Origin of the sequence: Paucibacter sp. B2R-40 (assembly GCF_025717555.1) — a bacterium.
GTDB lineage: Bacteria > Pseudomonadota > Gammaproteobacteria > Burkholderiales > Burkholderiaceae_C > Paucibacter_A.
This window is the reverse complement of sequence record NZ_JAJIRP010000004.1, coordinates 297,133-321,467: the sequence shown is the minus strand read 5'-3', so window position 1 is coordinate 321,467 and position 24,335 is coordinate 297,133. Positions and strand designations below refer to the sequence as shown.

General features: G+C 62.8%; 22 protein-coding genes. 11 read left to right on the top strand and 11 right to left on the bottom strand.

Annotated elements, in window-relative coordinates:
* Window positions 1-5 precede the first annotated feature (5 nt).
* Together phnE and LNV09_RS10620 are read left to right on the top strand one after the other, a co-directional pair.
* Window positions 6-806 carry a phosphonate ABC transporter, permease protein PhnE gene (gene phnE / locus LNV09_RS10625; RefSeq protein WP_263557063.1) on the top strand — a complete coding sequence of 267 codons (801 nt, stop codon included), beginning with the start codon at window positions 6-8 and terminating at the stop codon, window positions 804-806.
* 21 nt (window positions 807-827) lie between these two features.
* Window positions 828-1,373, top strand: coding sequence for an HD domain-containing protein (locus LNV09_RS10620; RefSeq protein WP_318023286.1), 546 nt, complete (start codon window positions 828-830; stop codon window positions 1,371-1,373).
* Between the two features lie 140 nt (window positions 1,374-1,513).
* Here LNV09_RS10620 and LNV09_RS10615 read toward each other — a convergent pair whose 3' ends face one another.
* Window positions 1,514-2,116: a 2-hydroxychromene-2-carboxylate isomerase gene (locus LNV09_RS10615; RefSeq protein WP_263557061.1), complete on the bottom strand. Its 603-nt coding sequence runs from the start codon at window positions 2,114-2,116 to the stop codon at window positions 1,514-1,516.
* A 109-nt stretch (window positions 2,117-2,225) separates the two neighbouring features.
* On the opposite strand from LNV09_RS10615, the gene LNV09_RS10610 reads away from it, so the two are divergent.
* Window positions 2,226-5,729 (top strand): ATP-binding protein, encoded by a 3,504-nt coding sequence (locus LNV09_RS10610; protein ID WP_263557060.1) that lies wholly within the window; start codon window positions 2,226-2,228, stop codon window positions 5,727-5,729.
* Here the strand turns inward: LNV09_RS10610 and LNV09_RS10605 are convergent.
* Window positions 5,710-6,009, bottom strand: coding sequence for a ribosomal protein L7/L12 (locus LNV09_RS10605; protein WP_263557059.1), 300 nt, complete (start codon window positions 6,007-6,009; stop codon window positions 5,710-5,712). The two genes, LNV09_RS10610 and LNV09_RS10605, sit on opposite strands and share 20 nt — an antisense overlap.
* 139 nt (window positions 6,010-6,148) lie before the next feature.
* Between LNV09_RS10605 and LNV09_RS10600 the strand changes: the two genes are divergently transcribed.
* Window positions 6,149-6,721 (top strand): Crp/Fnr family transcriptional regulator, encoded by a 573-nt coding sequence (locus tag LNV09_RS10600; protein WP_263557058.1) that lies wholly within the window; start codon window positions 6,149-6,151, stop codon window positions 6,719-6,721.
* A gap of 149 nt (window positions 6,722-6,870) precedes the next feature.
* On the top strand, window positions 6,871-8,460 hold the full coding sequence (locus tag LNV09_RS10595; protein WP_263557057.1) for an oleate hydratase: 1,590 nt from the start codon (window positions 6,871-6,873) through the stop codon (window positions 8,458-8,460).
* Window positions 8,461-8,477: 17 nt separating this feature from the next.
* Here LNV09_RS10595 and LNV09_RS10590 read toward each other — a convergent pair whose 3' ends face one another.
* From LNV09_RS10590 to LNV09_RS10580, 3 genes are all read right to left on the bottom strand, one after another.
* Window positions 8,478-8,858 carry a VOC family protein gene (locus tag LNV09_RS10590; protein WP_263557056.1) on the bottom strand — a complete coding sequence of 127 codons (381 nt, stop codon included), beginning with the start codon at window positions 8,856-8,858 and terminating at the stop codon, window positions 8,478-8,480.
* Window positions 8,859-8,943: 85 nt separating this feature from the next.
* Window positions 8,944-10,089, bottom strand: a complete 1,146-nt coding sequence (locus LNV09_RS10585; RefSeq protein WP_263557055.1) for a GGDEF domain-containing protein — start codon at window positions 10,087-10,089, stop codon at window positions 8,944-8,946.
* 72 nt (window positions 10,090-10,161) lie between these two features.
* Window positions 10,162-10,911: a Crp/Fnr family transcriptional regulator gene (locus LNV09_RS10580; protein ID WP_263557054.1), complete on the bottom strand. Its 750-nt coding sequence runs from the start codon at window positions 10,909-10,911 to the stop codon at window positions 10,162-10,164.
* A gap of 213 nt (window positions 10,912-11,124) precedes the next feature.
* On the opposite strand from LNV09_RS10580, the gene LNV09_RS10575 reads away from it, so the two are divergent.
* The 4 genes from LNV09_RS10575 to LNV09_RS10560 all read left to right on the top strand — a co-directional run bounded on the left by LNV09_RS10575 (window position 11,125) and on the right by LNV09_RS10560 (window position 13,744).
* Window positions 11,125-11,580, top strand: coding sequence for a hypothetical protein (locus tag LNV09_RS10575; RefSeq protein WP_263557053.1), 456 nt, complete (start codon window positions 11,125-11,127; stop codon window positions 11,578-11,580).
* Window positions 11,581-11,587: 7 nt separating this feature from the next.
* Window positions 11,588-12,868: a PP2C family protein-serine/threonine phosphatase gene (locus tag LNV09_RS10570; protein ID WP_263557052.1), complete on the top strand. Its 1,281-nt coding sequence runs from the start codon at window positions 11,588-11,590 to the stop codon at window positions 12,866-12,868.
* A gap of 112 nt (window positions 12,869-12,980) precedes the next feature.
* Complete coding sequence (locus LNV09_RS10565) at window positions 12,981-13,322, top strand: STAS domain-containing protein (RefSeq protein WP_263557051.1); 342 nt, start codon at window positions 12,981-12,983, stop codon at window positions 13,320-13,322.
* Window positions 13,323-13,336: 14 nt separating this feature from the next.
* Window positions 13,337-13,744 (top strand): ATP-binding protein, encoded by a 408-nt coding sequence (locus LNV09_RS10560; RefSeq protein ID WP_263557050.1) that lies wholly within the window; start codon window positions 13,337-13,339, stop codon window positions 13,742-13,744.
* A 38-nt stretch (window positions 13,745-13,782) separates the two neighbouring features.
* On the opposite strand, the gene LNV09_RS10555 is transcribed toward LNV09_RS10560, so the two are convergent.
* The 4 genes from LNV09_RS10555 to LNV09_RS10540 all read right to left on the bottom strand — a co-directional run bounded on the left by LNV09_RS10555 (window position 13,783) and on the right by LNV09_RS10540 (window position 19,394).
* The gene (locus LNV09_RS10555; protein WP_263557049.1) at window positions 13,783-15,762 is read right to left on the bottom strand and encodes a bifunctional acetyl-CoA hydrolase/transferase family protein/GNAT family N-acetyltransferase; all 1,980 of its coding nucleotides are present in this window, start codon (window positions 15,760-15,762) and stop codon (window positions 13,783-13,785) included.
* 17 nt (window positions 15,763-15,779) lie between these two features.
* Window positions 15,780-17,630, bottom strand: a complete 1,851-nt coding sequence (locus LNV09_RS10550; protein WP_263557048.1) for a patatin-like phospholipase family protein — start codon at window positions 17,628-17,630, stop codon at window positions 15,780-15,782.
* Between the two features lie 149 nt (window positions 17,631-17,779).
* Window positions 17,780-17,998 carry a hypothetical protein gene (locus tag LNV09_RS10545; RefSeq protein ID WP_263557047.1) on the bottom strand — a complete coding sequence of 73 codons (219 nt, stop codon included), beginning with the start codon at window positions 17,996-17,998 and terminating at the stop codon, window positions 17,780-17,782.
* Between the two features lie 127 nt (window positions 17,999-18,125).
* A complete protein-coding gene (locus LNV09_RS10540) occupies window positions 18,126-19,394 on the bottom strand; it encodes a cyclic nucleotide-binding domain-containing protein (RefSeq protein WP_263557046.1) in 1,269 nt (422 codons plus the stop codon).
* A gap of 105 nt (window positions 19,395-19,499) precedes the next feature.
* Here LNV09_RS10540 and LNV09_RS10535 point away from each other — a divergent pair, with 105 nt between their 5' ends.
* Window positions 19,500-21,071 carry a thymidine phosphorylase family protein gene (locus tag LNV09_RS10535; protein WP_263557045.1) on the top strand — a complete coding sequence of 524 codons (1,572 nt, stop codon included), beginning with the start codon at window positions 19,500-19,502 and terminating at the stop codon, window positions 21,069-21,071.
* A 14-nt stretch (window positions 21,072-21,085) separates the two neighbouring features.
* Window positions 21,086-21,973: a ribose-phosphate diphosphokinase gene (locus tag LNV09_RS10530; protein ID WP_263557044.1), complete on the top strand. Its 888-nt coding sequence runs from the start codon at window positions 21,086-21,088 to the stop codon at window positions 21,971-21,973.
* Window positions 21,974-22,227: 254 nt separating this feature from the next.
* Here the strand turns inward: LNV09_RS10530 and LNV09_RS10525 are convergent, their stop codons facing one another.
* Together LNV09_RS10525 and otnI are read right to left on the bottom strand one after the other, a co-directional pair.
* A complete protein-coding gene (locus LNV09_RS10525; protein ID WP_263557043.1) occupies window positions 22,228-23,502 on the bottom strand; it encodes an LVIVD repeat-containing protein in 1,275 nt (424 codons plus the stop codon).
* 31 nt (window positions 23,503-23,533) lie between these two features.
* Window positions 23,534-24,322 (bottom strand): 2-oxo-tetronate isomerase, encoded by a 789-nt coding sequence (gene otnI, locus LNV09_RS10520; RefSeq protein WP_263557042.1) that lies wholly within the window; start codon window positions 24,320-24,322, stop codon window positions 23,534-23,536.
* Window positions 24,323-24,335: the final 13 nt, after the last annotated feature.

Below are 24,335 nucleotides of genomic sequence, written 5' to 3'. Positions count from 1 at the left end.
TAAAAATGAGCGCAGCCGCCAGCCTCGCCCGCCCCGTCATGCCGGACCGTCCGCGCAACTCCCTCAGCAAACTGCTGATCTGGGGCGTGCTGTTGGCCTTGCTGGCCGGCAGCTGGAAGGGTGCCGATATGCGCCCGGCCGAGCTGTGGCGCGACAGCGGCAATATGCTGCAGTTCGCGCGCAGCTTTTTTCCGCCCGATCTGCATGACTGGCGTTATTACTTGCAAGAGCTGGTGATCACGCTGCAAATCGCACTCTGGGGCACGGCGCTGGCCGTCGTTTGCGCAGCACCGCTGTCCCTGCTGGCAGCGGCCAATCTGACGCCCTGGTGGGTCCGGCAGCCGGTGCGGCGCTTGCTCGATGCCTTTCGCTCGATCAATGAGATGGTGTTCGCCTTGATCTTTGTCGTCGCCGTCGGCCTGGGTCCGTTTGCCGGCGTGCTGGCGCTGTGGGTGCACACAACCGGCATCCTGGCCAAGCTGTTCTCCGAGGCGGTCGAGGCGATCGATCCGCAGCCGGTCGAAGGTATCCGGGCCACCGGCGCGCACCCGCTGGCCGAGATCATTTACGGTGTGATCCCGCAAGTTTTGCCGCTGTGGATTTCCTACACCCTGTACCGGCTGGAGTCGAATGTACGTTCGGCCTCGGTGGTCGGCATGGTGGGCGCGGGCGGCATCGGCATGGTGCTGTGGGATGTGATGCGCGGCTTTCAGTATCAGCAAACTTGCACGGTGCTGTTGATGCTGGTGCTCAGCGTGTCGGTGATCGATATGCTGTCGGCGCAGATTCGCAAACGTCTGATTTAAGCGGTGAATTTAATGATGACAATGAGTGTTGAACTGATCGAACAGCTCTTGCGTGAGAACGCCGACATCGCCTATGAAGGCGACCGTGCCGAGCCGGTCAGCAGCCTGGCCCATGCCTTGCAATGCGCGCAGCTGGCCGAATGGGCCGGCGCGCCTGCCCCTTTGGTGGCGGCGGCCTTGCTGCACGATATTGGCCACTTCATAGAAACGGCTGGCGTCGCTGATGACGTCGATGATGTGCATGAGGCGCGTGCCCAGCCTTTGTTGATGCAGGTCTTTGGCCCGGCGGTGGCCGAGCCGGTGCGCTGGCATGTGGCAGCCAAGCGCTATCTGGTGGCGATGGACGAGGGCTACGCGGCGCAGCTGACGCCGGCCTCGCTGCATTCGCTGGGGCTGCAGGGTGGGGCTATGTCGGCAGCTGAAGCGGCTGCGTTCGAGGCCTTGCCGTATGCACAGGATGCGATTTCTTTGCGGCGCTGGGATGACCAAGCCAAGTTGCCGGCGCAGCCCACGCCGTCCTTGGAGTACTACTTGGCCTTGTTGCACGAATTGCGCTTGCCGAACTAGGCTTGGGCTCGTTCAGTGGGCCGTCCCGGCGAGATGATTACCAGGTTCTTGGCCCCTGTGGCCGCTCCGGGCAATTTGTAGTCGGCCGACTCAAGCGTCCAGGCAAGCAAGAATGCTGGAGTGACGCAGGGGCTTTTTTCTCAGTAAGGCCCGGTCGCCAACCAACGCTCCAACTGCGGCAGGCGATCGTTGCCCCAGAAGCGCTCGCCTTCGACGATGAAAAAGGGCGAGCCAAAGACGCCGCGGGCTTCGGCCATGTCCACCTCGGCCTTCAGGCGCGAGCGGCTGGCCGGGTTGGCGCTGGCTTCGGCGAAGTCTTCTGCGCTGAGGCCCATTTCGGTGCTGATGGCTTCCAGCACCTCTTCCGATGCAATGTTCTGGTCGTCGACGAAATAGGCCTTCATCACGCGGCTGGCGAAATCGCGGCCGCGCAGCGGTTGGCGGTCATGTACCCAATGAAAGATTCGCGCCGCCTGCTCGGTGTGCGCGCCCAGATTGCTGGGCGTGCGGTATTCAACGCCGTAAAAGGTGGCCAGCCGCTCGGCATCACGACGGATGTAGTCGCTGCGCATGATGTTGTTGGGGATGCGAATGCGCTCCAGTGACTGGAAGTTGGCGTCCAGCACGATGGCGCGCCAAGTTACGCTGCGCTCATAGCGTTCGGCGATCTTGTCGATCTGCTGCGAGGCAATGTAGCCATAGGGCGAGGCAAAGTCGAAATAGAAGTCGATGGGCGCAGTCATGGGGGTTCACTCCGGTGATTTGGCGCGGATTGTAGGGCGCAAGCAGGGCTGGACCTTGGCTTACCATCGCCGCCATATCTGCCCAGCAAAAACAAGTCAAAAACTAACCATGCGCATCCAACAGCTAGACCTGCTTCGCTACGGCAAGTTCACCGATCAGCGCCTGGAATTTCCCGCTCCCGTCTCTACCCTTGCGCGTGATTTTCACTTCGTCGTCGGCGCCAATGAGGCCGGCAAGTCGACCACTCGCAACGCCATTCTCGACCTGCTGTTTGGCATCGAGACGCGTTCCAGTTACGACTTCCTGCATGCCAAGGCGGATATGCGTCTGGGTGCCATCTTGTCGCATGGGGAGTTGAATCTGCAGTTCGAGCGGAGCAAGGCCCGCAATAAGTCTTTGTTCGATGCGCGGGGCCAGGTCTTGCCGGAGTCGGCCTTGACGGCCTATTTGGGCACCAGCGACCGTAGCTTTTTTGAGCAGATGTTCGGGCTGGACCACGGGCGGCTGGAAGCAGGCGGCAAGGCGATTCTGAGCGCCTCCAACGACCTGGGGCAGATTCTGTTCCAGTCGGCGGCTGGCATCGGCAGCTTAGGGCGAGTGCGCGAACGGCTCGATGCCGAGGCTGACAAGCTGTGGGCCAAGCGACGTTCCGGTGAGCGTGCCTATTACGCAGCCAGTGACGACTTGGCCGCTGCTGACCTGGCCTTGAAGGCCGCCACCGTGCGCACCAAAGAATGGCTGGACGCGCGCGCCAAAGTGGCCGAGCTTGAGCAGGCCCGCTTGGCGCTACGCACGCAGATGCACGGCCTGTCCCTGCAACGCAATGTGCTTGAGCGTGTGCGCCGGGTGGCGCCCAGCTTGCGGCAAATCGGCGCTGCGCAGGCCAGCCTGTTGGCCTTGCAGCAAGTGGTTTTGCTGCCGGCGGACGCGGCGCATGTGGTGGGCGAGCTTGAACTGGAGCTGGCCACCGCTGGGCGCACGCAGGAACTGTTGATGAGCCAGGCGCAGACAGTGGCCGAGCAACTCGCGGCCCTGTGGGTGGATGAGGATGTGCTGCGGCATGAGACGGAGATCTTGGCGCTGGAGCAGCGCCGCCAGCAAGTGCGCGGCCATGGCCGGGAAATCGAGGCTTGCCGCGCCGAGCTGAGCGGACATTGGCTGCAGATAGCAGCCGAGCTGCGTCGCCTCGCTTGGCCCGCCTTGGACGAGGCCGGCTTCGATGAGGCCGGCCTGGTGCAGCGTATGCCGTCGCTGCCGGTGCGCGCCGGCTTTGCCGCTTTGGCCAAGCGTTATGGCCTGCTGGATCTTGCCCGCCGTGCCGCGCTCGGCGCCGAGGCTGATAAGGCGGCCGAGCTGCAGGCCTTGGCGCTGCAGGCCCAAGCTCAATCGCAAACCTCGATCAGCCTGCCGGCCAGTTTGGGGCCGGCGCTGAGTCGGGCGCGTGCACTGGGCGATGTGCGTGCCACCATGGCCCGTGCGGAGCTCAGGCGCCAGCGTGCCGAGCGGGAGCTCTCGAACGCGCGCATCGGTCTCGGGGCCTGGGGTCGGCCCGATCTGGATACGGCTGCGTTGCGGGCCCTGAGCCTGCCCTCCGAGCCGGCGATGCAGCAGCGCTTGCAGCGCCAGTTGGATGCGCAAAGCAAGCTGCAAGCCTTGCAGGAGCGGCTTTCTGAGCTACGCGCCGATGAAACGGCGCTGCAGCTGGAAATCAAGCAGTACACCCAGACCCATCAACCGATTTCTGCCACGGATCTGGCGCAAGTGCGCGAGCGGCGTAACGCGCAATGGCAGCGTATCAAGTTGGGCGAGGAGGCGCTGCAGCAGGCGGCAGCGGGCTTCGAGGCCAGCATTCAGCAGGCCGACGGCCTTGCCGACCAGCGCCACGCCAAGGCGCGCGAGGCCAGCGAGTTGCAGGCCAAATTGGACGCCTTGGCCAGGCTGCGCCAGCAGACCGAGGCGCAGGCGCTGGCACACAGCCAGCAGGCAGGCGAAGTTTCAGCGCTGGCCGCCGAGTGGCTGGTCCTGAGCGAAAGCCTGGGTCTGGGCGGCATGGTGGCTTTAGATCTGGAGGCCTGGCGGCAGGCGCGACAGCGCGTGCTGGAGGCGCAGGAACAGTTGGACGAGGCGGTGCAAGAGCAGCAGGCCTGCAGCCAACAGGCGGCCGAAGCTTGGGCGAGCTTGGCCGGCGGCCTGCGCGCAGCCCAGATTGCCTTTGACGGCGGCGATGCGCTTGAGACCCTGATGCTGGTGGCCGATCAAGCGACGGGCGCGGCGGCCGCCGCCACGGTGCGTGCCGAGGCTTTGGCGCGGCAAATCGAGCAGGCCCGTCATGCCGCCGGTCATCTGCAGGATAAGCGGCAGGCTGCGCAGGCCGAGTTTGACCAGTGGCAACAGGCTTGGGCCCAGGCCCTGCAAGCGATGGGCTTGCCCGAGACGGTGCTGGCGGATGCCGCCGAGCAGGTCTGTGCTGCTTGGGTGGAGATCGACGCCAGATTGCAACAAATGCGCGATCTGCGGCTGCGGCGGATTGAGCGCATGCAGCGCGAGCTGAGTGACTTCGAGCTTGAATGGCTGGCCTGTGCGGGCTCGCTGAAGCTGGCCACGAGCGGCCCGGCCGATGCGAGTGTGCAAACCTTGCTGAGCCAATTGGGCGCGGCCCAACGGGCGCAAGAGGAAGCGCAGCGTCTGCGCCTGGAGCTGGCCGGTCTGCAACACAAGGCGGACGCGGCACGGCAGCGGCTGAATGAAGCGACGGCGCGTTTGGAGCCGCTCCTGCGGCAGGCCGGTGTCGGCGAGCTGGCCAGCCTGCGAGATTGCATTGCCGCCTCGGATCGGCGCCGCCTGGCCGAAGCCGCGCTGCAGGCTGCCCAGAGCGCGCTGGCCGAAGGCGGCGATGGGCTCAGCCTCGCTGCGCTGGAGGCCGAGGTGGCGGCCGTAGATGGCGCGCAAATTGCGGTGGCGGTGGCCGAGCTCGCGCAGCAGATTGCTGAAGCGCAGCAACGCAGCGAGGGCTTGACCACGGAGCTTGACAAAGCGCAGACGGCCCTGGACCTGATCGCCGGCCAAGACAATGCCGCGCGTGCCGAGGGCCAGCGCCAAGACGCGCTGGCCAAGATGGCCAATGCGGCCGAGCGCTACGTCAAGGTCTACACCGCCTCGCGGCTGCTGAAATGGGCCATCGATCGTTACCGCGAAACCAAGCAGGGTCCGATGTTGGGGCGCGCCAGCGAAATATTTGCCGCGCTGACGCAGGGCTCATTTCAGCGCCTGAGTGTCGACTTCGAGGCTCAGCCGCTGACTCTTCATGGCCTGCGCGCCGACGGTCGGCTGGTGGGCGTGGACGGCATGAGCGAAGGCACGCGCGACCAACTCTTTATGGCGCTGCGCTTGGCGGCCCTGGAGTTGCATATTGAGCAGAACCCGGCCCATGCCTTGCCCTTTGTCGCCGATGACTTATTCATCAACTATGACGATGGCCGCGCAGAGGCTGGCTTGCGTGCGCTGGCCGAGCTGTCACAGCACACGCAGGTCATTTTTCTGAGCCACCACGCTCATCTGCTGCCTTTGGTTCGGGCGGTGTTTGGGGACGCGGTCAATGTGATTCGGCTGTAGTGCTCGCCAGCTTGTCAATCACCTCTTTGGCTTCTTTCAGGCCGAGTCCGGTTTGCGTACGATAGGCTTTGATCGCCTCGATCTTCGCCTTCGGATCCTTGGCCAAGGCAATGACCTCTTCTGATGGTTCAGCGTATTGGCCCCACGCGATACCCATATGCATGAGCAAGGCATTCAGCTTGGCTTCGCTCTCACGCAGTTGCGACTTGATGCCCACTAACAGGGATAAGACGAAGGCCAGTGTCAGCACGGCCAGGGCGGAAGACATGTCGTTGTTCATCAGTGGCTCCAGGGTTCGCATCTTCAACGAGTCGGCGCGGCAATATTAGGCCGTTGTAGCAAGCCACGCTAGCAGTGCCTTCCCACGGAGCTCTTTTTGACAGCAAGTGCAGCCTGCCCAAGTAGACTCCAGCCCTCCCATGCAGCAAACCCGAAAACTTTTAGAGACAGCCGCCGATCAAGCGCTGCCGGATTGGGACGCTTTGGCGCCCACTTATCAACTCGGCCAGTTCGCCAAGGGCGCGGATATTTTTGCGTCCGGCGAGTGGCAACCCTTCGTCTATGTGCTGCGCCAGGGCTTGGTCAAACTGAGCTATACGAATGAGCAGGGCGAGGAGTGGATCAAGTCCTTCATAGGCGAGGGTGACTTCTTCGCCTGCCCCAATGTGCTGATCGCCGGGCTCAAGACCGACTACGGCGCGGTGGCGCTGGAGGACTGTCAGATCGAGCAGGTCGACTACGCCGCAATGAACCGGCTGATGGCTCTTCACCCGGCCTGGCAGCGCGCTATTCGCCAGTTGCTGGCCTGGCATATCGTGCGCAAGGAGCAGCGTGAGCGCGAACTGCTGACCATGCGGCCTGACGAGCGCTACCAGTCCTTTTTGCAGACCTACCCGGTGCTGGCCAAGCGCATACAGCAGCGGGACATAGCGCATTACCTGGGCGTCACGCCCGAGGCCTTGAGTCGTATACGCAAGCGCTCGCGGGTTTGATCCAAGTCAAACCGATGGGGTTCTCGCCCCCTCAATTGATCCGGATCATTTGAGGCCGGCGAGTTGCCGGCGAAGCTGCGGGCTCGTCATCACCGCCATTCGTGCCGCGCGGTGATGCCCAGACCCTGTCATTTTTGTAGAGCTTCGCCATGCAAACATCCGTTTCGACTTCCCCCCAGCTCAAAGCCTATTTGCTAGGAGGCGGCATTGGCTCATTGGCCGCCGCCGCCTTCATGATCCGCGATGCCCATGTGCCCGGCGCCAGCATCACCATCCTGGAGGCGCTGCCCTTGATGGGCGGCAGCCTGGACGGTGCCGGCGACGCCGCAAGCGGCTACTCGCTGCGCGGCGGCCGCATGCTGACGACCGATAACTACGAATGCACCTGGGATCTGTTCAAGTCCATCCCTTCGCTGGAGCATGCCGGCCAAAGCGTCTTCGATGAAACCCTGGCCTTCAACGAAAAACACCTGGCCCATTCGATGGCCCGCCTGGTCAACCGCCAGCGCGCCAAGATGCCGGTGGAATCAATGGGTTTTTCGATGGCCGACCGGCTGGAGTTGCTCAAGCTGAGCCAGGCCAGCGAAGAGGCCCTGGGCAACTCGCCCATCACCGACTGGCTGTCGCCGGCCTTCTTCGAGACCGAGTTCTGGTTCATGTGGGCCACCACCTTCGCCTTCCAGCCCTGGCACAGTGCGGTGGAGTTCAAGCGATACCTGCATCGCTTCATGCTGGAGTTTTCGCGCATTGAAACGCTGGGCGGCGTCAAGCGCACGGTCTACAACCAATACGACTCGCTGGTGCGTCCGCTGCAAGCCTGGCTGCAGGTACAGGGTGTGCAGTTCGTGCCGGACTGCAAGGTCACCGACATCCTTCACGCCGAGCAAGACGGCCAATTTGTGGTGACGGCCATCGACTGCTTGCGCGCGGGCAAGATCGAGCGCATTGAGCTGAGCGCGAACGACTTGGTGTTCTTCCAGAATGCTTCAATGACCGATGCGTCCAGCCTGGGCAGTATGCACAGCGCGCCGCCAGCGCTGAACAAACAAGACAGTGGTGGCTGGCTGCTGTGGGAGAAGCTGGCTCAAGGGCGCCCCGAGTTTGGCAATCCGTCGGCATTCAATAGCAGCGTTGCCGAGTCGATGTGGGCCTCCTTCACGGTGACGCTGAAGGACACGGTCTTCTTTGACAAGATGCAGGCCTTCAGCGGCAACCAGCCTGGCACCGGCGGCTTGGTGACCTTCAAAGACTCCAACTGGCTGATGTCCATCGTGCTGGCGCACCAGCCGCATTTTGCCAATCAGCCGGCCGATGTGCAGGTGTTCTGGGGTTATGCCTTGTTCCCCGACCGGATCGGCAACTTTGTGGCCAAGCCGATGAGCGAATGCAGCGGCGAAGAAATTTTGCGGGAACTTTGTGGTCATCTGCGCTTTGACCTTGAGACGGTGGCCAAGGCTAACTGCATACCTTGTCGGATGCCCTACATCACCAGTATGTTCATGCCGCGCTCGCACAGTGATAGGCCACTGCCGGTGCCCAAGAACTCCAAGAACCTGGCCTTCATCAGCCAGTTTGTCGAGATCGCCGACGATGTGGTGTTCACTGTCGAGTACTCGGTGCGCGCCGCTCAAATGGCCGTATACGAGCTGCTGAAGGTGAGCAGACCTGTGCCCGCCATCATCCCGCATGACAAGTCGGTGAAGACGCAGTTCGAGGCGCTGGTGAAGGCCCTGAAGTAGGGCTCGCGGCCGAGCGATCAGTCTTGTGCGGCAGTCTGCGCGTGCAGCGCGAGCCGGTTGCCTTCGCTGTCATCAACAATGGCGCGAAAACCATGTGGGCCAATGGCCTGCGAGGGCTTGACGACCTGGCCGCCATGGCTGGACACGGCCTCCAATGCTGCCGCCATGCGACCTTCGACATTGAGGTAAACCAAGGGTCCAGCTTTGGAGGGCGCGTTGTCAGCGTCCGGCAGGTACAAACAGCCGCCGACCTCATCTCCCTCGTGCGCCAACAGTCCAAACACAAAGCCCGGTCCGCCCTCTTTGCTGGCTGGGCGGCCCAAGACGGCCGAATAAAAGCCAATGGCTCGGTCCAAGTCACGGACCGGGATATCGACCCAAACGATGCTGTTTTTCATGCGCGAGTCCTTTTGACGGATGAGAATCTAGGCAGCTGCCAAGCGCCGACGCTGGCCGCAGCTTAGCTTAGCTCAGCCGCCCGGCTCAAGCCATGGCGACCCGGTCGCGGCCCAAGGCCTTGGCTTGATAGAGTGCCCGGTCGGCGCGCTGGAAGATGGCATCGGCGCTGTCGCCCGGCTGCCAGACGGCCAGCCCGAAGCTGGCGCTGATGGCGGGCATGGAGGGTTGCGCGCCCGAGCCTACTTGCTGCCTCAGGCGCTCGGCCAGAAGCTTGGCCCCATCTGCTTGGGTATTGGCCAGCAAGGCGACGAACTCCTCGCCGCCATAGCGAAAAGCCTGATCCTGCGCGCGCAGGCCCGCGCGCAAGCGCTGGGCAAAAATAGCCAACACTTCATCGCCGCGGTGATGGCCGAAGTTGTCATTGATGGCTTTGAAGAAATCCAGATCAATCATCAGCAAAGTGAAGGGTTGGCCTTGGCGCTGGGCCGCGCCCAGGGCGCCGGCCATCGCTTCGTCCAGCGCGCGGCGGTTCGGTAATCCGGTCAGGCCGTCCGTTAGCGCCTGTAAGCGAACGTCGGCCTCCGCGCGCATCTTGCACATCTGCAAGAAGCCAAGATTGGTGGCGATGATGTAGATAAAGCCGAACAGATAGATCGGCGCATTCCACGCGGCGGGGATGCTGAACTGCCCCAGATTGAGTTCGCCCACCAGCAGCAAGGCGGCACGCACGGGCAGCAGCAGACCCATGGCGAGATAGAGCAAAGCCACGATGCGTTGCACCCGCAGCAACTCCGGCCGGGGTTTGCGCCAAAAAGCCAGCGCGTTGAGCAACTCCAGGCCGGCGTAGGCAAAGCCGTTGAAGATGGTCGGTATGAGGCTGGGCTTGCCCGGCGCATAGAAAAAGGTGGTGCTCGCGGCTGCGGCCGTCACCAGGGCGCACATCAGCGCCAGCCGGCGCAGCGGAATAGGTGCGCCGAGGAATTGCCGAATGGCCGCGAAGAACAGCGCCACGCTGAGCGCGCCAAAGGCATTGCCGAGCAGGGTCGACACCGAGTTCGGCCACCATTTCAAGTTCGCGAGCAGCAAATAGGCCAGCGCTTGACAGCCCACTGCCCACATCCAGGTCCGCAGGCCGTTGCCTTCGTCGGCGTCGCTTCGTGCGACCCAGAGCATGGTGGCAATGGCTGCCAAAGCGCAGGTTTGGGCGAGAAAGAGGGTGTGGATATCCAAAAGGCTAGAGTCGTTTTTCAACAGCTGGGTTTGTCAAGGCTGTCGATGAATGTATCGGAAACTCGCTCTTGCTCAGTGGGGGGCTTGTGATTGAGCTTGGCTTCGGTCCAGAATTTCACGCTTGGCTTCACGCAGCTGGGCTTGGACGCGTTGCACATCGTCACTGAGTCGGCTGGCCAGCAAATCGATCAGGTGAAAGCCAAAGGCATGATCTTGGTAGTAGAGCTGCCTGACGGTGCTGTCGTGAATTCGCAGCACGGTGCAAGCCGTCACGCAGCGCACGGTGCTGGTGCGAATGCGGTCGGGTGAAAACAGCGCAATCTCGCCAAAGATGCGGCCGGGCTCCAGCACCTTGCCTAGCTCGACCAATTCCATTTGGCCCTCCACCAGCAAAAACAGATGCTCGGCCAGGTCGCCTTTGCTGAACAGGGTTTCGCCGGCCTTGAGCTTCTTGGCCTTCATATAGGGCTTGAGCCAAAGCCCGGCTTGTTGGGCAGCGGCCTCGGCGCGGTGTACACGTCGCGTCAGCTTGGTCACTTCGATGGCGCGGTAGAGGTTCACCGGCAGCAGTACGGCGGCGATGCAAAAGGTGATCGGTGAGGGATGCAGCGCGCCATAAATCATCAGCCCGATATTGCTGCCCACGGCGAGCCAGCGCAGCGGCGTCATGGTTCTTGCCAGGGAGCCGGCCAGCACCAGCGCGATGGCGATGGCTGCCGCCAAATGCGCAGCAGTCTGCTGGGGCGAGGCCCAGACATCCTCCAGCCAAATGCTGGCCAACACACTCAGCTGTGAAATCCACTCATTCAAGATGCTGCTCACTCTGGTGGCTTGAGCGTGCAATTGTGCATGGCTCGCCGTTTGCGGCGAGCGTTTGCTTGTTTATAATCATGGCCGACGCTGTGCAAACGGGGTCACCGCCGATTTACCAACTACTTGCGGGCGGGCTATCAAATACGGCTAAAGCGTTGCGGCTCCGAGATGCCCTGGGCCGGCAAACGCCGGTGTCAGGGCACTCGGAGTTATTTATTCATCATGCAAGGTCTCGCTTCTTTTGATCGTTGGTTGACCCGCCGCACCGCCTCGGTGTCGCTTGTTCGTTCGACCGCTCCTGCTGTGCCCGCCCATGCGGCGTCGGCCACGCGCCACTTGATCAGCCCCTGGGGCGAAGCCCTTGCGCAGATGCCCAGGCGAGCTTCGGCGGCCCGCATCGTGCGTGCAGCTTATGCGGTGCGCAGTGCTGATTGGCTGGGTTTGCTGGCCGATGAGGCCCAGGCCTGTGGCACTCAGCAAGCATGGCGTTTGGCCCTGTGGCGTGCAGCTGCATCCAGCGAAGTGCAAGCCGCGCCGCAGTGGCTGAGCCCGGCGGTCTTGGCCAGGCCCGGCCAGAGTTCAAACTCCTTGCGGGATGCCGTTTTGGAGCAAGCGCTGCAGGCCTTGTGGCAGCAGGGCTGGCGGCTGCAAGAAGCATTCTCGCCGGACCTGCATTGAGCGCAGTATGAGCCCTCAAGCCAGCAGCCATCCGCCCCTGACCCAGGAGGAGATGCAGGCGCTGTTGGCAGTGACGCGCGCGCTCGCCGCGCCCTTTGATTTGCCGACCATGTTGCAAACGGTGGCGGCCGCTGCGCGCCAAGTGCTGCACGCCGAGCGCAGCTCGATCTGGCTGCTGGACACCGAGGCGGGGGAGTTGGTGCTCGAAGTTTCAAAGGACTTGTCCCAGGTACGCCTGGCCGTGGGCGCGGGCTTGGTGGGGGCTTGCGCGCGCGACCGCTGCTTGATCAACGTGCCTGACTGCTATGCAGACCCCCGCTTCAATTCCGAGGTCGACAAGCGCTCCGGATTCCATACCCACTGCAGCTTGACGCTGCCCTTGATTGACCATGCCGGGCAATTGGTGGGGGTGATGCAGGTGCTGAACCGCACGGACGGCGTGTTTGAGGCCGAGGATGAGGCCTTGGCGCAGGCCTTGGCCGCTCAATGTGCGATGGCCTTGAGCCGTGTGCGCATGACCGCCGCAATGCTGGAAGGCGAGCGCATGCGCCAGGAATTGGAACTGGCTCGGGCGGTACAACTCTCGACGCTGCCGGGGACCTTGCCTCAAATCAGCGGCTATGACATGCATGGCACGTTTTTGCCGGCCTCCTTGACTGGCGGAGATACCTATGACATCGCCCTGATCGAGCAAGGCTTGCTCCTGGTCTTGGGGGACGCCACCGGGCACGGCATCGCACCGGCCTTGTCGGTGACGCAGATGCATGCGATGTTGCGGATGGCGTTTTCCATGGGGGCGGACCTGGAGCTGGCCTTCCGCAAGGTCAACGATCAACTCGCCGCCACCTTGGCGGACAGTCGCTTTGTCACGGCCTTTATCGGGCTGCTTGACCCGGACCAACATCGCTTGCGCTTCTTGAGTGGTGGCCAGGGCCCCATCCTGCATTTCCAAGCAGCGACTGGGGCTTGCATCAGCTACAAGGCCACCAGCTTTCCGATGGGCGCGATGCCGATCACGAGCTTGCGGCCGCCGGTGCAGATTGAATTAGCGCCGGGCGATATGTTGTGCCTGCTGACCGATGGCATATACGAATATGAGGCGCCCGATGGTGAGCAATTCGGGCGCCTGCGGGTTGAGCAATTGCTGGCACGTCATTGCGATGCATCGGCCGAACAGCTGTCGGCACTGATCTTGGCGGCGGTGCGGGCATTTGCCCGCGGCGCGGCGCAGGAAGACGATATTACGATGCTGCTTTTGAAACGAGCCGCCGCCACGCCCGGTCACTAAACTGTCATGCGCTTGAGCTAGGCTTGCTGTCGAGGCGTGTTTTGAGTGGGTGCAAGGTACTCACCTCCAAAAGCCTCAGCGACGCTAACAAGGAATGGCAATGGCAATGGCAATGGAATTGGAAGTTACGGAAATAGATGCAGCAACGCATTGCGTGCGGCTCCAGGGTCGTTTGGATGCCGCAGGCGCCGATCAAATCGGCATTCGATTCACCGCCTCTACGGCCGCTGCCGGTCAGCATGCGATCGTAGATTTGGCCGGCGTGCCTTTTATTGCGTCGATGGGCATACGCTTGTTGATCTCCAGCGCCCGTGCGCTGAACGCCAAGGGCGGCAAGATGGTCTTGTTCGGCGCCCAGGAACTGGTGCAAGACGTGTTGGAGCAAGCAGCAGTGGATCAAATCATTCCGCTGGTGGCCACCGAGCAGCAAGCGCTCGAATCTCTGCAGGCTTGAGGCTTGCCGCTCAAATGTTGAGCCTGTCGCTGCCGAATCGACTCGAGTCGCTCGAGACGGCACGCCTTGCTTTGCTGGCCTATCTGGCGCCTCAGGCATTGCCCGCCAAGGTCTTGTTCAATTTGGAACTGGTGCTGGAGGAGAGCCTGATGAATGCATCCTTGCACGCCTTCAAGGATGCCGGCCTGCACCTGATCGACTTGAGCGCCTGGTGCGATGACGAGGCCGTGTATCTTCGTTTCGAAGATGACGGGATGGCTTTTGACCCCGAGCAGGCGGCCGAGCCGGTCTTGCCCAAGTCCATTGCCGAGGCTTCGCCCGGTGGCTTGGGGCTGATGCTGGTGCGCAAACGGGCCAAATCGGTGGCCTATAGCCGTAGCGAGGGTCGCAATCGACTGACGATTGCACTTGACCGGCACTGAGCCGGCACTGAGCGCATCGGCACCGTCTTTGCTGCCTGCTACAGCAAGCTGGTGATCTTTACCGAAGACCCCAAGCTTTCGACCTGAACGTTGTCGGCCAGGCCGCGTGCCAGTTTGATCATGTGTTCGTTATTGGCCAAGACCTCGGCCACAAAGCCACGCACACCGCGCGCTTTGGCATGCTCGCTCATTCTTTTTTGCAGCATGGCACCCAGGCCCTGGCCTTGCCAGTCGGGATGCACCATGAAGGCGGTCTCGGCCAAATTGGTGCCAGGGTCGACCATATACATCGCATGCGCAACGATTTTGGGGTCCTCGCGCGAGCCGACACAGGCCACCATACCGACCTCGGTCTCCGAGTTCAGATTGCATAAGCGCTGAACATCGCGGCTGGACAGGCCGCGCAGGCGGCGGAAGAAGCGCGTGTAGATATCGTGCTCGGGCAGTTGGTGGAAGAGGGCGCGGATGGCGTCACCATCGTTGGGGCTGGCCGGGCGCAGTAAAACCGCGCGTTTGTCTTTGAGTTGCAGCTGACGCTCTTCTTCGACGGCATAGGCCTGCAAATTGCGCAGGGTTTGCTCGGCGGAGATATAGCCCAGCGTTTGAGCCTGCTCGAACAAGGCCTGCCTCACCTCGGGGTGAGCGATCTGTATCATCGCCACCGCCCGCTCGCGGATCGATTTGCCGAATAGATAGGCGATGCCGTACTCGGTGATCACATAGTGGACCTCGCTGCGCGGGATGGCCACACCTTCGCCGGCCAGCAAGGCTGGGCGGATGCGCGAGCTGTGGCCATCTTCCTCGGTCGAGGCCAGGCAGATGATGGCCTTGCCGCCGGCTGAGCGCGAGGCACCTTGCAAGAATTCGCCCTGTGCGGCGACGCCGCTGTAGAAGTCACCCTGGAACTGATCGACGCAAACTTGGCCCGTCAGGTCAACGGCAAAGGCCTGCGTCACCGACACCAGTTTGTGCTGCGAGCCCAGCGTCCAGGCATCGCAGACGGCCTCGATGGGCTGAAAGGAAAACATCGGGTTGCGGTCGATCAAATCGTAGAGCCGGCGCGTTCCCATCGCGAAGCTGGTGACGATCTTGCCGCGCTGATTGCTCTTGCGCTGGCCGGTCAGAATGCCGCGCTCCAAGAGCGGGATGATGGCGTCGGTGATGACGTCGGAATGGATGCCCAGGTCTTGGCGGTCGGTCAAATACTTGAGCGCCTCATTGCTGAAGCGGCCCAGGCCGATCTGCAGGGTTGAGCCGTCATCGATGATGCTGCCGATGTAGCGCGCTATTTTCTCGACCACCTCGGTCTGCTGGGCCGCATGTTGGTATTCGACAACCGGCGTGTCTACCGGCACCAGCAAGTCGATCTCGCCCACATGCAGGGTGGAGTCCCCCATGCTGCGCGGCATATGGGGGTTGATCTCGGCGATCACCAGGCGTGCCTTGGCCACGGCGGCCGGAGCGATGTCGACGGACACGCCCAAGGAGACATAGCCGAACTCATCGGGCATGGAGACCTGGATCAGCGCCACGTCGAGCGGAATGCGCCCTATTGCAATCAGCTGCGGCACCCGTGCGATCGAAATCGGCACATAGTCGGCCAAACCCTGCTTGACCGCAGCGCGCAGATCCTGGCCAACGAAGAAGCAGCGGTGTTGGTACTTGGTCTGCGGCTGGCCGTTGGGACCATATTGGACCGCCCGGTCGGTCAGAAAATGCAGCAACTCGACATCTTGCGGCGCCGGCGAGAGGGCCTCCATGGCCGCTACCAGCGTGCGTGGCGTGGCGCAGGCGGTGCCGACAAAAACATGATCGCCCGGCTTGATCTGGCTGACCGCCATTTGGGCGCTGCAGATCTTGTCGGCACAGACGGCCAGGCGCGGGTCCAAAGCCGGCCCGTTTCCATCCTCTGATTTGGCCTCGGTGCCGGCGAATCGGCCCTTCCAGGCCTGCGTTAAACGAGCCAGCAGGCCTGCCGCACCAAGGCCATGGGAAGTGGATTCAAGGGGCTTGTTCATGTCATGAGACTCCGTCTTCAATCTTTGGGCGCTTGGGCATCCAGTACTTCGCAGGCATGTTTGTAGCCGAGCTGGACCAATTCGTCGAACCGATGCCACTGCAGCATGCCGATGCGCTGCAAGGGCGGGTTGAAATACAGATCGATCAATTTGCGCACTTCGCGCTGTCTTGAGGTGCTGTACAGCACGGTAATATTCATCAGAAATGCCGACAGCGCGGGCAATTTGTAGCGGCGCTGCGAGCGTGGGCGCAAGCTGTCGCGCAACAGGGCCAGGCTGCCCGGTACTTCATCAAACTCGAAGTGACGTGGTTTGTTGTGCCCCAAATCGACCCCGATGACCCGGCCTATGCCCCAGCGTCCGCGCATCACGTCGGCGGGCAAGTTATTGAAAGTACCCCCGTCGCAGAGCAGGTCACCGCCCAGGATGACGGGCGGCAGGGCACCGGGAATGGCCACGCTGGCCAACAAGGACTTCAGCAGCGAGCCTTGACTCAGCAGCTGCTCGCGGGCTTGCGAGTAGTTGGTGGCAATGCAAAAAAAGTTCTTCCATAAATCTTCGATCTGCGCGGCATGACCGGTCAACTCGGTGATCGAGCTGTCCACCACGCGGCGCAGGCGCCGACCACGGATCAAGGAAATCATGGGCAACCAATTGAAATCGCCGGTCGGATTGGTGGCGAAGGCATGTTTGGCCGCGGACGTGACGGCGTCCATGGGCCTATCCGTGGCGACCAGCGCGGCCATCACCGCGCCAATGCTGGTGCCGCCGACCAGATCAATTTCGATGCCGCGCTCGGACAGCGCGCGATAGATGCCGATATGTGCAAGACCGCGCGCGCCGCCACCGGCCAGCACCAGGCCGACGCCGTTGCGGCTGACCAGGCGTGCCAGTCGCGCCATATCGCGGGGCAGTTGCGGGCGGATATGCACATGCCCCCCCAAGGGCCGCCGCGTCAGCCAGGCCTGCGTGCCTTGCGGCGAAAGACGATCATTGGGGTGCAGCAAGACCACGATCTCGGTCGCATCGGTGCGGGGAGGGCGGCTGACCAGACATTGCCTCTCGATGGCGTGCAATTGCACCGGCTGATCGGCATCGACCAGCAACAGCAATTCATCACTATGCCGGCAGCAGCGTTCGGTCCAAGGAGTGGGGCCGTCGTCGCTGATCAGCAGCACGAAGTCATGTTCGGATTCGATCTGGTCCAGATGGACCGCAATGCGGCGGGTCGCGTCCACATCGGCGTGGGGCCGCTCGCAAATGGAGGGGTCATTCAAATCAAGCCCGATGCTGCCGGCAGACACCACCGCCACGCGCCCTAAGCCGCTGAGCTGCTTGGCCAGTTCAGCGGCAAACTGGGCGTGCTGGACCTGGGCGCTGATGGGCAAGACGCCTATCGTCACCGGCTTGTCCGGCAGCGAACGCGCGCCCTCGGTCTTGAGCCTGAGGATGATCTGCCGCGTCAGCGCGATCGAGACTTGCCCGCTGATAGTCAGCAGTTGTTTGAAGCGGTCTTTGCCCAGGCGCACCAGCACCGAGTCGCGAATCGCCACCAAGGTGGCCGAGCGAGGTTCGTCGGTGAACAGGCTCATCTCGCCAACAATCTGGCCGCGACCGATCTCGCGCACCACCCGAGTCTCGCCGAATTCGTTGCTGATATAGGTACGCAACCGTCCGCTGAGCAGCAGATACATGGCGTCGCCCGCATCGCCTTGATTCATCAGAGCTTGGCCGGCAGAAATTTCGACCCATTCCAGGTGTTGCCGCAATAGCTCGATGGCTTGCGGCTCGATATCGCCTAGCAGTGCGGTGAGATGTTGGCGCAGCAGCGCCTCCAGATGTTGGGGATGGGCTGAAACGATGGGCATGGCAAGCGTTGACTGGGAGATGCGAGCTGAAGCGCAGGCCTCGAAAGTAACAGGAATGCTGCGCGGATGGCGGCCGCAAGCCTGCTGGTTTTCCCTGGTTTGATCTGCGCTTGCGCTCTCCAGGTCGGCAGGTCCGGGTGAAATTCCCGTCAGTGCGCGAGCCCTTGGCTGCTGGTCCGCGTCTTGTTGCTGGCTTCGCAAAGCCAGGCCACGGCGATGTCGGTGTCGCGGAAATCGCCTTCAGCATGCTCAGAGGCCGCTGCGGTCTGCTCGTCCGGCTTGGTCTTGTGTCTGGCAGCCCATGCCAGGCTGTTTTGCATAGCCTGGCTATCCAGCAATGCGGCAATACGTTTGAACATCTTGTTCATCTCAGACCTCCTTCGCTTTGCGCCTGTTCGGTGACGCTTGGCGCCACTATCGTGGCAACAGGCTGCGGGAGTTCTGAAAATTCTGTGAAACGAGCTCGCTGGCTGGGCCAGCGTCTGCGGCGACCAGCTACACCGATTGCGCCTGAATACGGTAGCCATGGCCGGCCACTGTGCGAATCAGTTCACGGCCGAGGGCGCGGCGCAGCGTCGCGATTTGCACCGAGATATTGTTCTCTTCAACCACCAAGCCCGGCCAGACCCGGTCCAGCATCTCGCCCTTGCTCACCAGCCCGCCGGGCCGCTCCAACAACAGTTGCAGCAGGTCCAGCGCTCGCGCCCCCAGGGCGACCTCCACGCCTTTGTCCAGCAGCCTGCGCTCGCGCAGCTGTAGCTCGAAGCGCCTGCCGTCTCCGGCCGGCCCAAAATGCCAGGAGGGGGCCGAAGCTTTAGCGTTGCTGCGACTATGGCGGTTGATGCGTTCGGCCAATTTGACCGCGTCGCGGTCCAAACCGATTTGCAATTCCATGTGAAAGCGCGCCGGCCGCCCGGCCAACCAAGCCCGCAGGACCCGGGGCTTGGCAGCCACTTTGGTGTGCAGCAGCAACAAGGTTTCATTGGCGCCGCTGGAAGCTGGCCGACGCAGCATCAAGGCATGCTCGGTCGGGTGCAGGGCAGGCGGTTGGGCGGTGTCGCCAACCAGCAGCAACTCATCGCAATGGCGCGCGCAACTCTCGGTCCAGCGGCTCGGGCCCGTGTCGGCCAGCAGCAGTACATAGTCGTGGCAGGCCTCGATTTCTTCCAGCTCGGCGTCGCTGACCACCGAGGCAACGATCGCCACCCGAGCGCCCGGGCGTAGTTGCTCGGCCAATGCCGCGGCCAAGGCGGCCAAGTCCAGCCCATTGCTGATGGGCAGCAGGGCAATGGTGGCAGAGAGTTGATGTGCGGGGTTTGAGTTTTCGGTGCGCAGGCGCTGGATGATTTGCCGGGTCAGCAGCAGCGAGGCATGTTTGTTGCTGGTCAGCAAATGCTCAAATTCGGTCCTGCCCAGGCGTACCAGCACCGAATCGCGGGCGGCCACCAAGGTCGCCGAGCGGGGCTCATCGGTGTACAGGCTGATTTCGCCGACCACTTGGCCGCGGGTGATTTCGCGCACCATGCGTTGCTCGCCGCTGCTGTCGGTCATATAGGTGCGCAGCCGGCCGCGCAGCAGCAAATACATGGCATCTCCGGGCTCACCCTGGCGCAGCAGGGTTTGGCCGGCCGGCAACTCGACCCATTGCAGCGAGTGACGCAGCAAGTCCAGCGTGGGCGGGTCAACCTCGCCCAGTAACGCCGGCAGGTGCTGCAACAAGAGAGCATCCAGCGGATGTTTGGCGGACTCGGAAACGGGGTGCATGGGCTGAGATCAACGAGGTTTTTGGCTGTGCTGTGGCCAGCAACATAGCATGAGTTTTTGACTTTATCGAATGGATGGAGCCATCTGCTCCGCTAAAGTCGGCGCATGAATGGTCAGCCCAAGATCTCGCTCAGCATCCGCCGTATCGGCATCGACACCTGGCGCGAAAACGTCGCCTATCTGCACCGTGATTGCCCGGTGGTACGGGCGGCCGGCTTTCAGGCGCTCTCCAAGGTCGAAATCCACGCCAACGGCCAGGTGATATTGGCGGTTTTGAATGTGGTTGATGACGCGCAAATCGTCAGTGCCTGTGAGCTGGGTGTTAGCGAGGAAGCCTTTGCCCGCCTGGGCGTGGCGCAGGGTCATGCGGCCAGCATCGCGCATGCCGAGCCACCGGCTTCCATCGCGGCACTGCGCCGCAAGATTGGTGGCGAGCGCCTGAGCAAAGACGATTTATTCGCCATCATTCGAGACGTGGCTCAGGCACGCTATTCGAAGATCGAACTGGCTGCATTTGTCGTCGCGACCAATCAGTACGAGTTGGACCGCGAGGAGGTCTTGCACCTGACCGAGGCAATGATCGCGGTGGGCCGCAAGCTCGACTGGAAGCTGCAAGTCGGCGCCGGCCCGGTGGTCGACAAACATTGCATAGGCGGCATCCCCGGCAACCGCACTTCGATGCTGGTGGTGCCCATCGTCAGTGCGCATGGCATGTTATGCGCCAAGACCAGCTCGCGCGCGATCACCTCGCCGTCGGGCACTGCCGATACGATGGAGATGCTGGCCACGGTGGAGCTGAGCGTCGAGCGCATGGTGGACGTGGTCAAGGCGACGCGGGCCTGCCTGGCCTGGGGCGGTACGGCGGATCTGTCGCCCGCCGATGACATCTTGATTTCGGTCGAGAGGCCGCTGGCAATCGACTCTCCGGGTCAGATGGTGGCGTCGATTTTGTCCAAAAAGATTGCCGCCGGCTCTACCCACCTGGTGCTGGACATACCGGTCGGGCCGAGCGCCAAGGTGCGTTCCATGGTCGAGGCGCAGCGGCTCAAGAAGCTGTTTGAATATGTGGCCGGCCATTTGCGCCTGCAGCTCGATGTGGTGCTCAGCGATGGCAGACAGCCGATCGGGCGAGGCATAGGGCCGGTGCTGGAGGCCCGCGACGTGATGCAAGTCCTGCAGGGCGATCCGGATGCGCCGCAGGATTTGCGCCAAAAGGCGCTGCGCCTGGCCGGGCGCATGATCGAGTTCGACCCCGATGTGCGCGGCGGGGAGGGCTACAACATTGCGCGCGACATTCTTGATTCCGGCCGCGCCTTGGCGCAGATGAACGCCATCATCGATGCGCAGGGTCGCCGCGCCGAGATGGCAGCGGTAGGCACCCTGACGGCCGAGTTGCGGGCCGCCAGCGACGGTGTTGTCGTCGCAATTGATAACTTGCGCATTGCGCGCATCGCGGGCTTGGCCGGTGCGCCGCAAGTGCCGGGCGCGGGCCTGCAGTTGTTGAAGAAGTTGGGCGAGCCGGTGCGCGCCGGCGAGGTGCTGTACCGCATTCACGCGCAGTACGAGGCCGATCTTCGCTTTGCGCAGGCGCATGCCGAACAGGACTCGGCCTACCGCCTGGGTTCGGACGATCAATTGCCGCATGAATTTGCGCGCGGCACGATGTTCTCTCTTTGAAAAGGCCTTTTCACATGACTTCGAACGCAATGCTGCTGGCCTTTGATGACGAGCGCCTGCTGGCGCAGGAGTTGGCCGAGGCGCTGAACATGCCCTTGAGCTTTATCAGCCGGCACCGGTTCCCGGACGGCGAAATGCGCTTGGTGCTGCCGACGCCCTTGTTCGAAACCGTGCTGCTGCTGCGCGGCCTGCAGCAACCGAATGACAAGTTGGTTGAGCTGATGATTGCCGCACCGACCGCTCGCGAGCTGGGTGCAAAACGCTTGGATCTGCTCTCGCCCTATCTGGCCTATATGCGCCAGGACATGGAATTCACGCCGGGCGAGGCGGTCAGTCAGCGCCATATTGCCCGGCTCTTGGCCAGCCACTTTGATCATGTGCTGACGATAGACCCGCATTTGCACCGCATCGCCAGCCTGGACGAGGTGATGCCGCGGGGCTGCGGCGTCACGCTGTCCGCGGCCCGGCTGCTGGGCGAGTGGGTGGCAGCACAAGTGCCGGGCGCCTTGTTGATCGGTCCGGACGAAGAATCGGCGCAATGGGTCAGCGAAGCGGCCAGGGCCGGCGGATTGAGTCACGCGATCGGCAACAAGGTCCGCCTCGGCGACCACCAAGTGACGCTGGCCTTGCCCGATATCGACGTCAGCGACCGGCCAGTGGTCCTGCTCGACGATATGGCCTCGACCGGTCGCACGCTGATCGGCTCGGCCCAGCAACTGCTGCTGCGCGGCGCCCGCTCAGTCGACGTGGCTGTCACGCATGCGCTCTTTAACGGCGATGCGCTGGAGAATTTGAAGGAAGCCGGCGTGCGCCATGTCTGGAGCAGCAACTCGGTGGCGCATGCCAGCAACGCGATCTCGGTGGCCGCGCTCTTGGCTGAGGGCTGGCGTAAATTGAGCTGACCTCGTGTCTATGCTTGGCTTGGCCCAGGGTCCAGGGTGGCTCGAGGTGGGGACGCTGACCGACAAAAAAGCATACTTGCCATCAACACCCTCAAGCGCGACTGCGCACAACGCGAATTCGCGATCACGGCGGTGGAGGCGGGCAAGAGCCGGGCGAGCCGGCTGCCGCTGGAACCTTGCTTTGGTTTAGCCTTGCGAGGCCTGGCGGCTCAGGCTGGGCCTAGCCGCCTGTGTTGCGCGAATTGAGAGTGAGGTCAGGGCGAGCCGATCTGAATCAGCTTGAAGCCCTCATTGATATCGCTGCAAATCATCCAGGGCTGGCCCGGAAATTTGTAGACGCCCCAGCAGCCAATCAGCCCCGGCCCGCTATTCGGATTGGTGTCCACCTGCAGCAGTTGTTTGGGGGCCGCAGGGTCCTTGAGGTCAAAAACCGCAGCGCCGGCGGTGTAGTGGCTCAGGTAGGCCAGATCGCCTTCCATGATGACGTTGTGGGGTGTGGCGTCGCCAAGCTGGAAGCTGGAGAGTGGCGTCGGCTGGGCATTGCCATTGAGTCGCCAGACCCGCGCCGGCAAGCCGTTCGGCAGCTCCTCCGTGGTGACCACAATGCGGCCGTCACCACTGGGCCAGATATTGTGGGCGAAGTGGCCGGCCCCGACCTGCCAGCGCACCACCATCTTGGGGGCTTGCGGGTCTTTCACGTCCCAGATCGAAAAACTGCTCTCGTTGCCCTCGGCGACATAACAGTAGTCGCCCACGGCGGTCATGTCATGGATGCTGCGGCCCTGGTTGAAGGTGTTGAGGTAGCGCGGGTTCTCGGGGTCGGTCTTGATGTCCCAAATCTCCACCGAACCATGGCCGACATCGCCGACCGGATGGCTGGGCTTGGCGGCCGCTGACAAGGTTCGGCGCATGTCGCTGGCGCCCGCTGAGACCTTCGCCGTGGGGGCGGATTCTGTCGGCGTAGCTCCTGTGGGCGCGGCGAGATCGGTTTCGCGCTGCAGATAGAGCAGGCCACGGGCGGTGTCGATGTCTACAGTATGGGCGGCGAGTTCACCGTCATGTGGCGTCACGCTCTTGACGTAGCGCACCGCATTGGGCAGGCCGGACAAATCCAAGATCATGATGCCGCCGCGCACATTGCTGTGTTCGGAGACGATATAGGCATGCGAGCCATAGACGCGCATTTCGCGCCAGTAAATGCCGGGGTGCCGGGTGTCGGTGGGGCCGTCTACCTCGTCGACCACGCGCGGCTGGGCCGGGTCGCGCAGGTCCAGCACCAGCACGCCTTTGGCCGTGCCCATGATGGCGTAGCGATTGCCGTCGGGCGCGGTGTAGCCCCAAGTGCCGGCCACGCCGTCGCGGGCTACGCTGCCGACCAATTTGCCGCCTTGTGCGACGGCCGGCGTGGGCGCTGGACTTGCTGACTCATTGCTGCTGGAGCCGCCACCGCCGCAAGCGCTCAGCGCAAGCGTAAAGCTCAGCATCACTGCGTACAGACCCGCTCTGACTCGGACTGGATTGATCTGCATCGCTATCCTCTACGTTTGACGGAGCCTTGGGCTAAGCCCTCAGCCAAGGCTTTAGCCAGCCCAAGCCTTCGCGGGTGCCGGCTCGGGGCCGGTATTCGCAACCGACAAAGCCGCAATAGCCCGACTCGTCCAGCAAGCCTAACAGATCGTCAACACGGAGTTCACCTTGGTCGGGCTCATGTCGATCGGGCGCTCCGGCCAGTTGCACATGGCCCAGCACGCCCAGTTCGATGGCCCGTCTGAGTTTGTGGGTCACATCGCCCTCGCTGACCTGGCAGTGGTAGGCGTCGAACTGCAGGCGCAGATTGGGCGCGGCGACGGAGTCGATCAAACGCAGCGCCTGTGCCTGACTGCTCAGAAAATAGCCGGGCATATCGCGCTGGTTGATTGGCTCGATGCAAATGTCCACCGCCTGCCTGCGGGCACGCTCGGCGGCCCAGGTGAGGTTGTCGAGGTACAGGTCTTGCAATTCATTCGGGTTCGCATCTTCGGGCCCAATGCCGGCCATCACATGGATGCGTGGGCAGCGCAACGCCGCTGCGTAGGCCAGCGCCAACTCCAGGCCAGCCCTGAACTCGGCTTGCCGTCCGGGCAAGCAGGCCAAGCCGCGCTCGCCGGCTGCCCAGTCCCCGGGCGGCGCATTGAACAATGCTTGGCTCAAGCCGTGGCGATGCAAGCGCTCGGCCAGGACTGCACTCGGGTATTCGTAGGGGAACAAGAACTCGACCGCCGCGAAGCCGTCGGCGGCTGCGGCCTCGAAGCGGTCAAGAAAGGCATGCTCGGTATAGAGCATGCTCAAGTTGGCGGCAAAGCGGGGCACGGCGTTGCTCGCT

Bases quoted from the DNA above. Each gene is read 5' to 3' on its own strand.
- phnE (WP_263557063.1), top strand. From the start codon at position 6: ATGAGCGCAGCCGCCAGCCTCGCCCGCCCCGTCATGCCGGACCGTCCG.
- LNV09_RS10620 (WP_318023286.1), top strand. From the start codon at position 828: ATGAGTGTTGAACTGATCGAACAGCTCTTGCGTGAGAACGCCGACATC.
- LNV09_RS10615 (WP_263557061.1), bottom strand. From the start codon at position 2,116: ATGACTGCGCCCATCGACTTCTATTTCGACTTTGCCTCGCCCTATGGC.
- LNV09_RS10610 (WP_263557060.1), top strand. From the start codon at position 2,226: ATGCGCATCCAACAGCTAGACCTGCTTCGCTACGGCAAGTTCACCGAT.
- LNV09_RS10605 (WP_263557059.1), bottom strand. From the start codon at position 6,009: ATGAACAACGACATGTCTTCCGCCCTGGCCGTGCTGACACTGGCCTTC.
- LNV09_RS10600 (WP_263557058.1), top strand. From the start codon at position 6,149: ATGCAGCAAACCCGAAAACTTTTAGAGACAGCCGCCGATCAAGCGCTG.
- LNV09_RS10595 (WP_263557057.1), top strand. From the start codon at position 6,871: ATGCAAACATCCGTTTCGACTTCCCCCCAGCTCAAAGCCTATTTGCTA.
- LNV09_RS10590 (WP_263557056.1), bottom strand. From the start codon at position 8,858: ATGAAAAACAGCATCGTTTGGGTCGATATCCCGGTCCGTGACTTGGAC.
- LNV09_RS10575 (WP_263557053.1), top strand. From the start codon at position 11,125: ATGCAAGGTCTCGCTTCTTTTGATCGTTGGTTGACCCGCCGCACCGCC.
- LNV09_RS10570 (WP_263557052.1), top strand. From the start codon at position 11,588: ATGAGCCCTCAAGCCAGCAGCCATCCGCCCCTGACCCAGGAGGAGATG.
- LNV09_RS10565 (WP_263557051.1), top strand. From the start codon at position 12,981: ATGGAATTGGAAGTTACGGAAATAGATGCAGCAACGCATTGCGTGCGG.
- LNV09_RS10560 (WP_263557050.1), top strand. From the start codon at position 13,337: ATGTTGAGCCTGTCGCTGCCGAATCGACTCGAGTCGCTCGAGACGGCA.
- LNV09_RS10555 (WP_263557049.1), bottom strand. From the start codon at position 15,762: ATGAACAAGCCCCTTGAATCCACTTCCCATGGCCTTGGTGCGGCAGGC.
- LNV09_RS10550 (WP_263557048.1), bottom strand. From the start codon at position 17,630: ATGCCCATCGTTTCAGCCCATCCCCAACATCTGGAGGCGCTGCTGCGC.
- LNV09_RS10545 (WP_263557047.1), bottom strand. From the start codon at position 17,998: ATGAACAAGATGTTCAAACGTATTGCCGCATTGCTGGATAGCCAGGCT.
- LNV09_RS10540 (WP_263557046.1), bottom strand. From the start codon at position 19,394: ATGCACCCCGTTTCCGAGTCCGCCAAACATCCGCTGGATGCTCTCTTG.
- LNV09_RS10535 (WP_263557045.1), top strand. From the start codon at position 19,500: ATGAATGGTCAGCCCAAGATCTCGCTCAGCATCCGCCGTATCGGCATC.
- LNV09_RS10530 (WP_263557044.1), top strand. From the start codon at position 21,086: ATGACTTCGAACGCAATGCTGCTGGCCTTTGATGACGAGCGCCTGCTG.
- LNV09_RS10525 (WP_263557043.1), bottom strand. From the start codon at position 23,502: ATGCAGATCAATCCAGTCCGAGTCAGAGCGGGTCTGTACGCAGTGATG.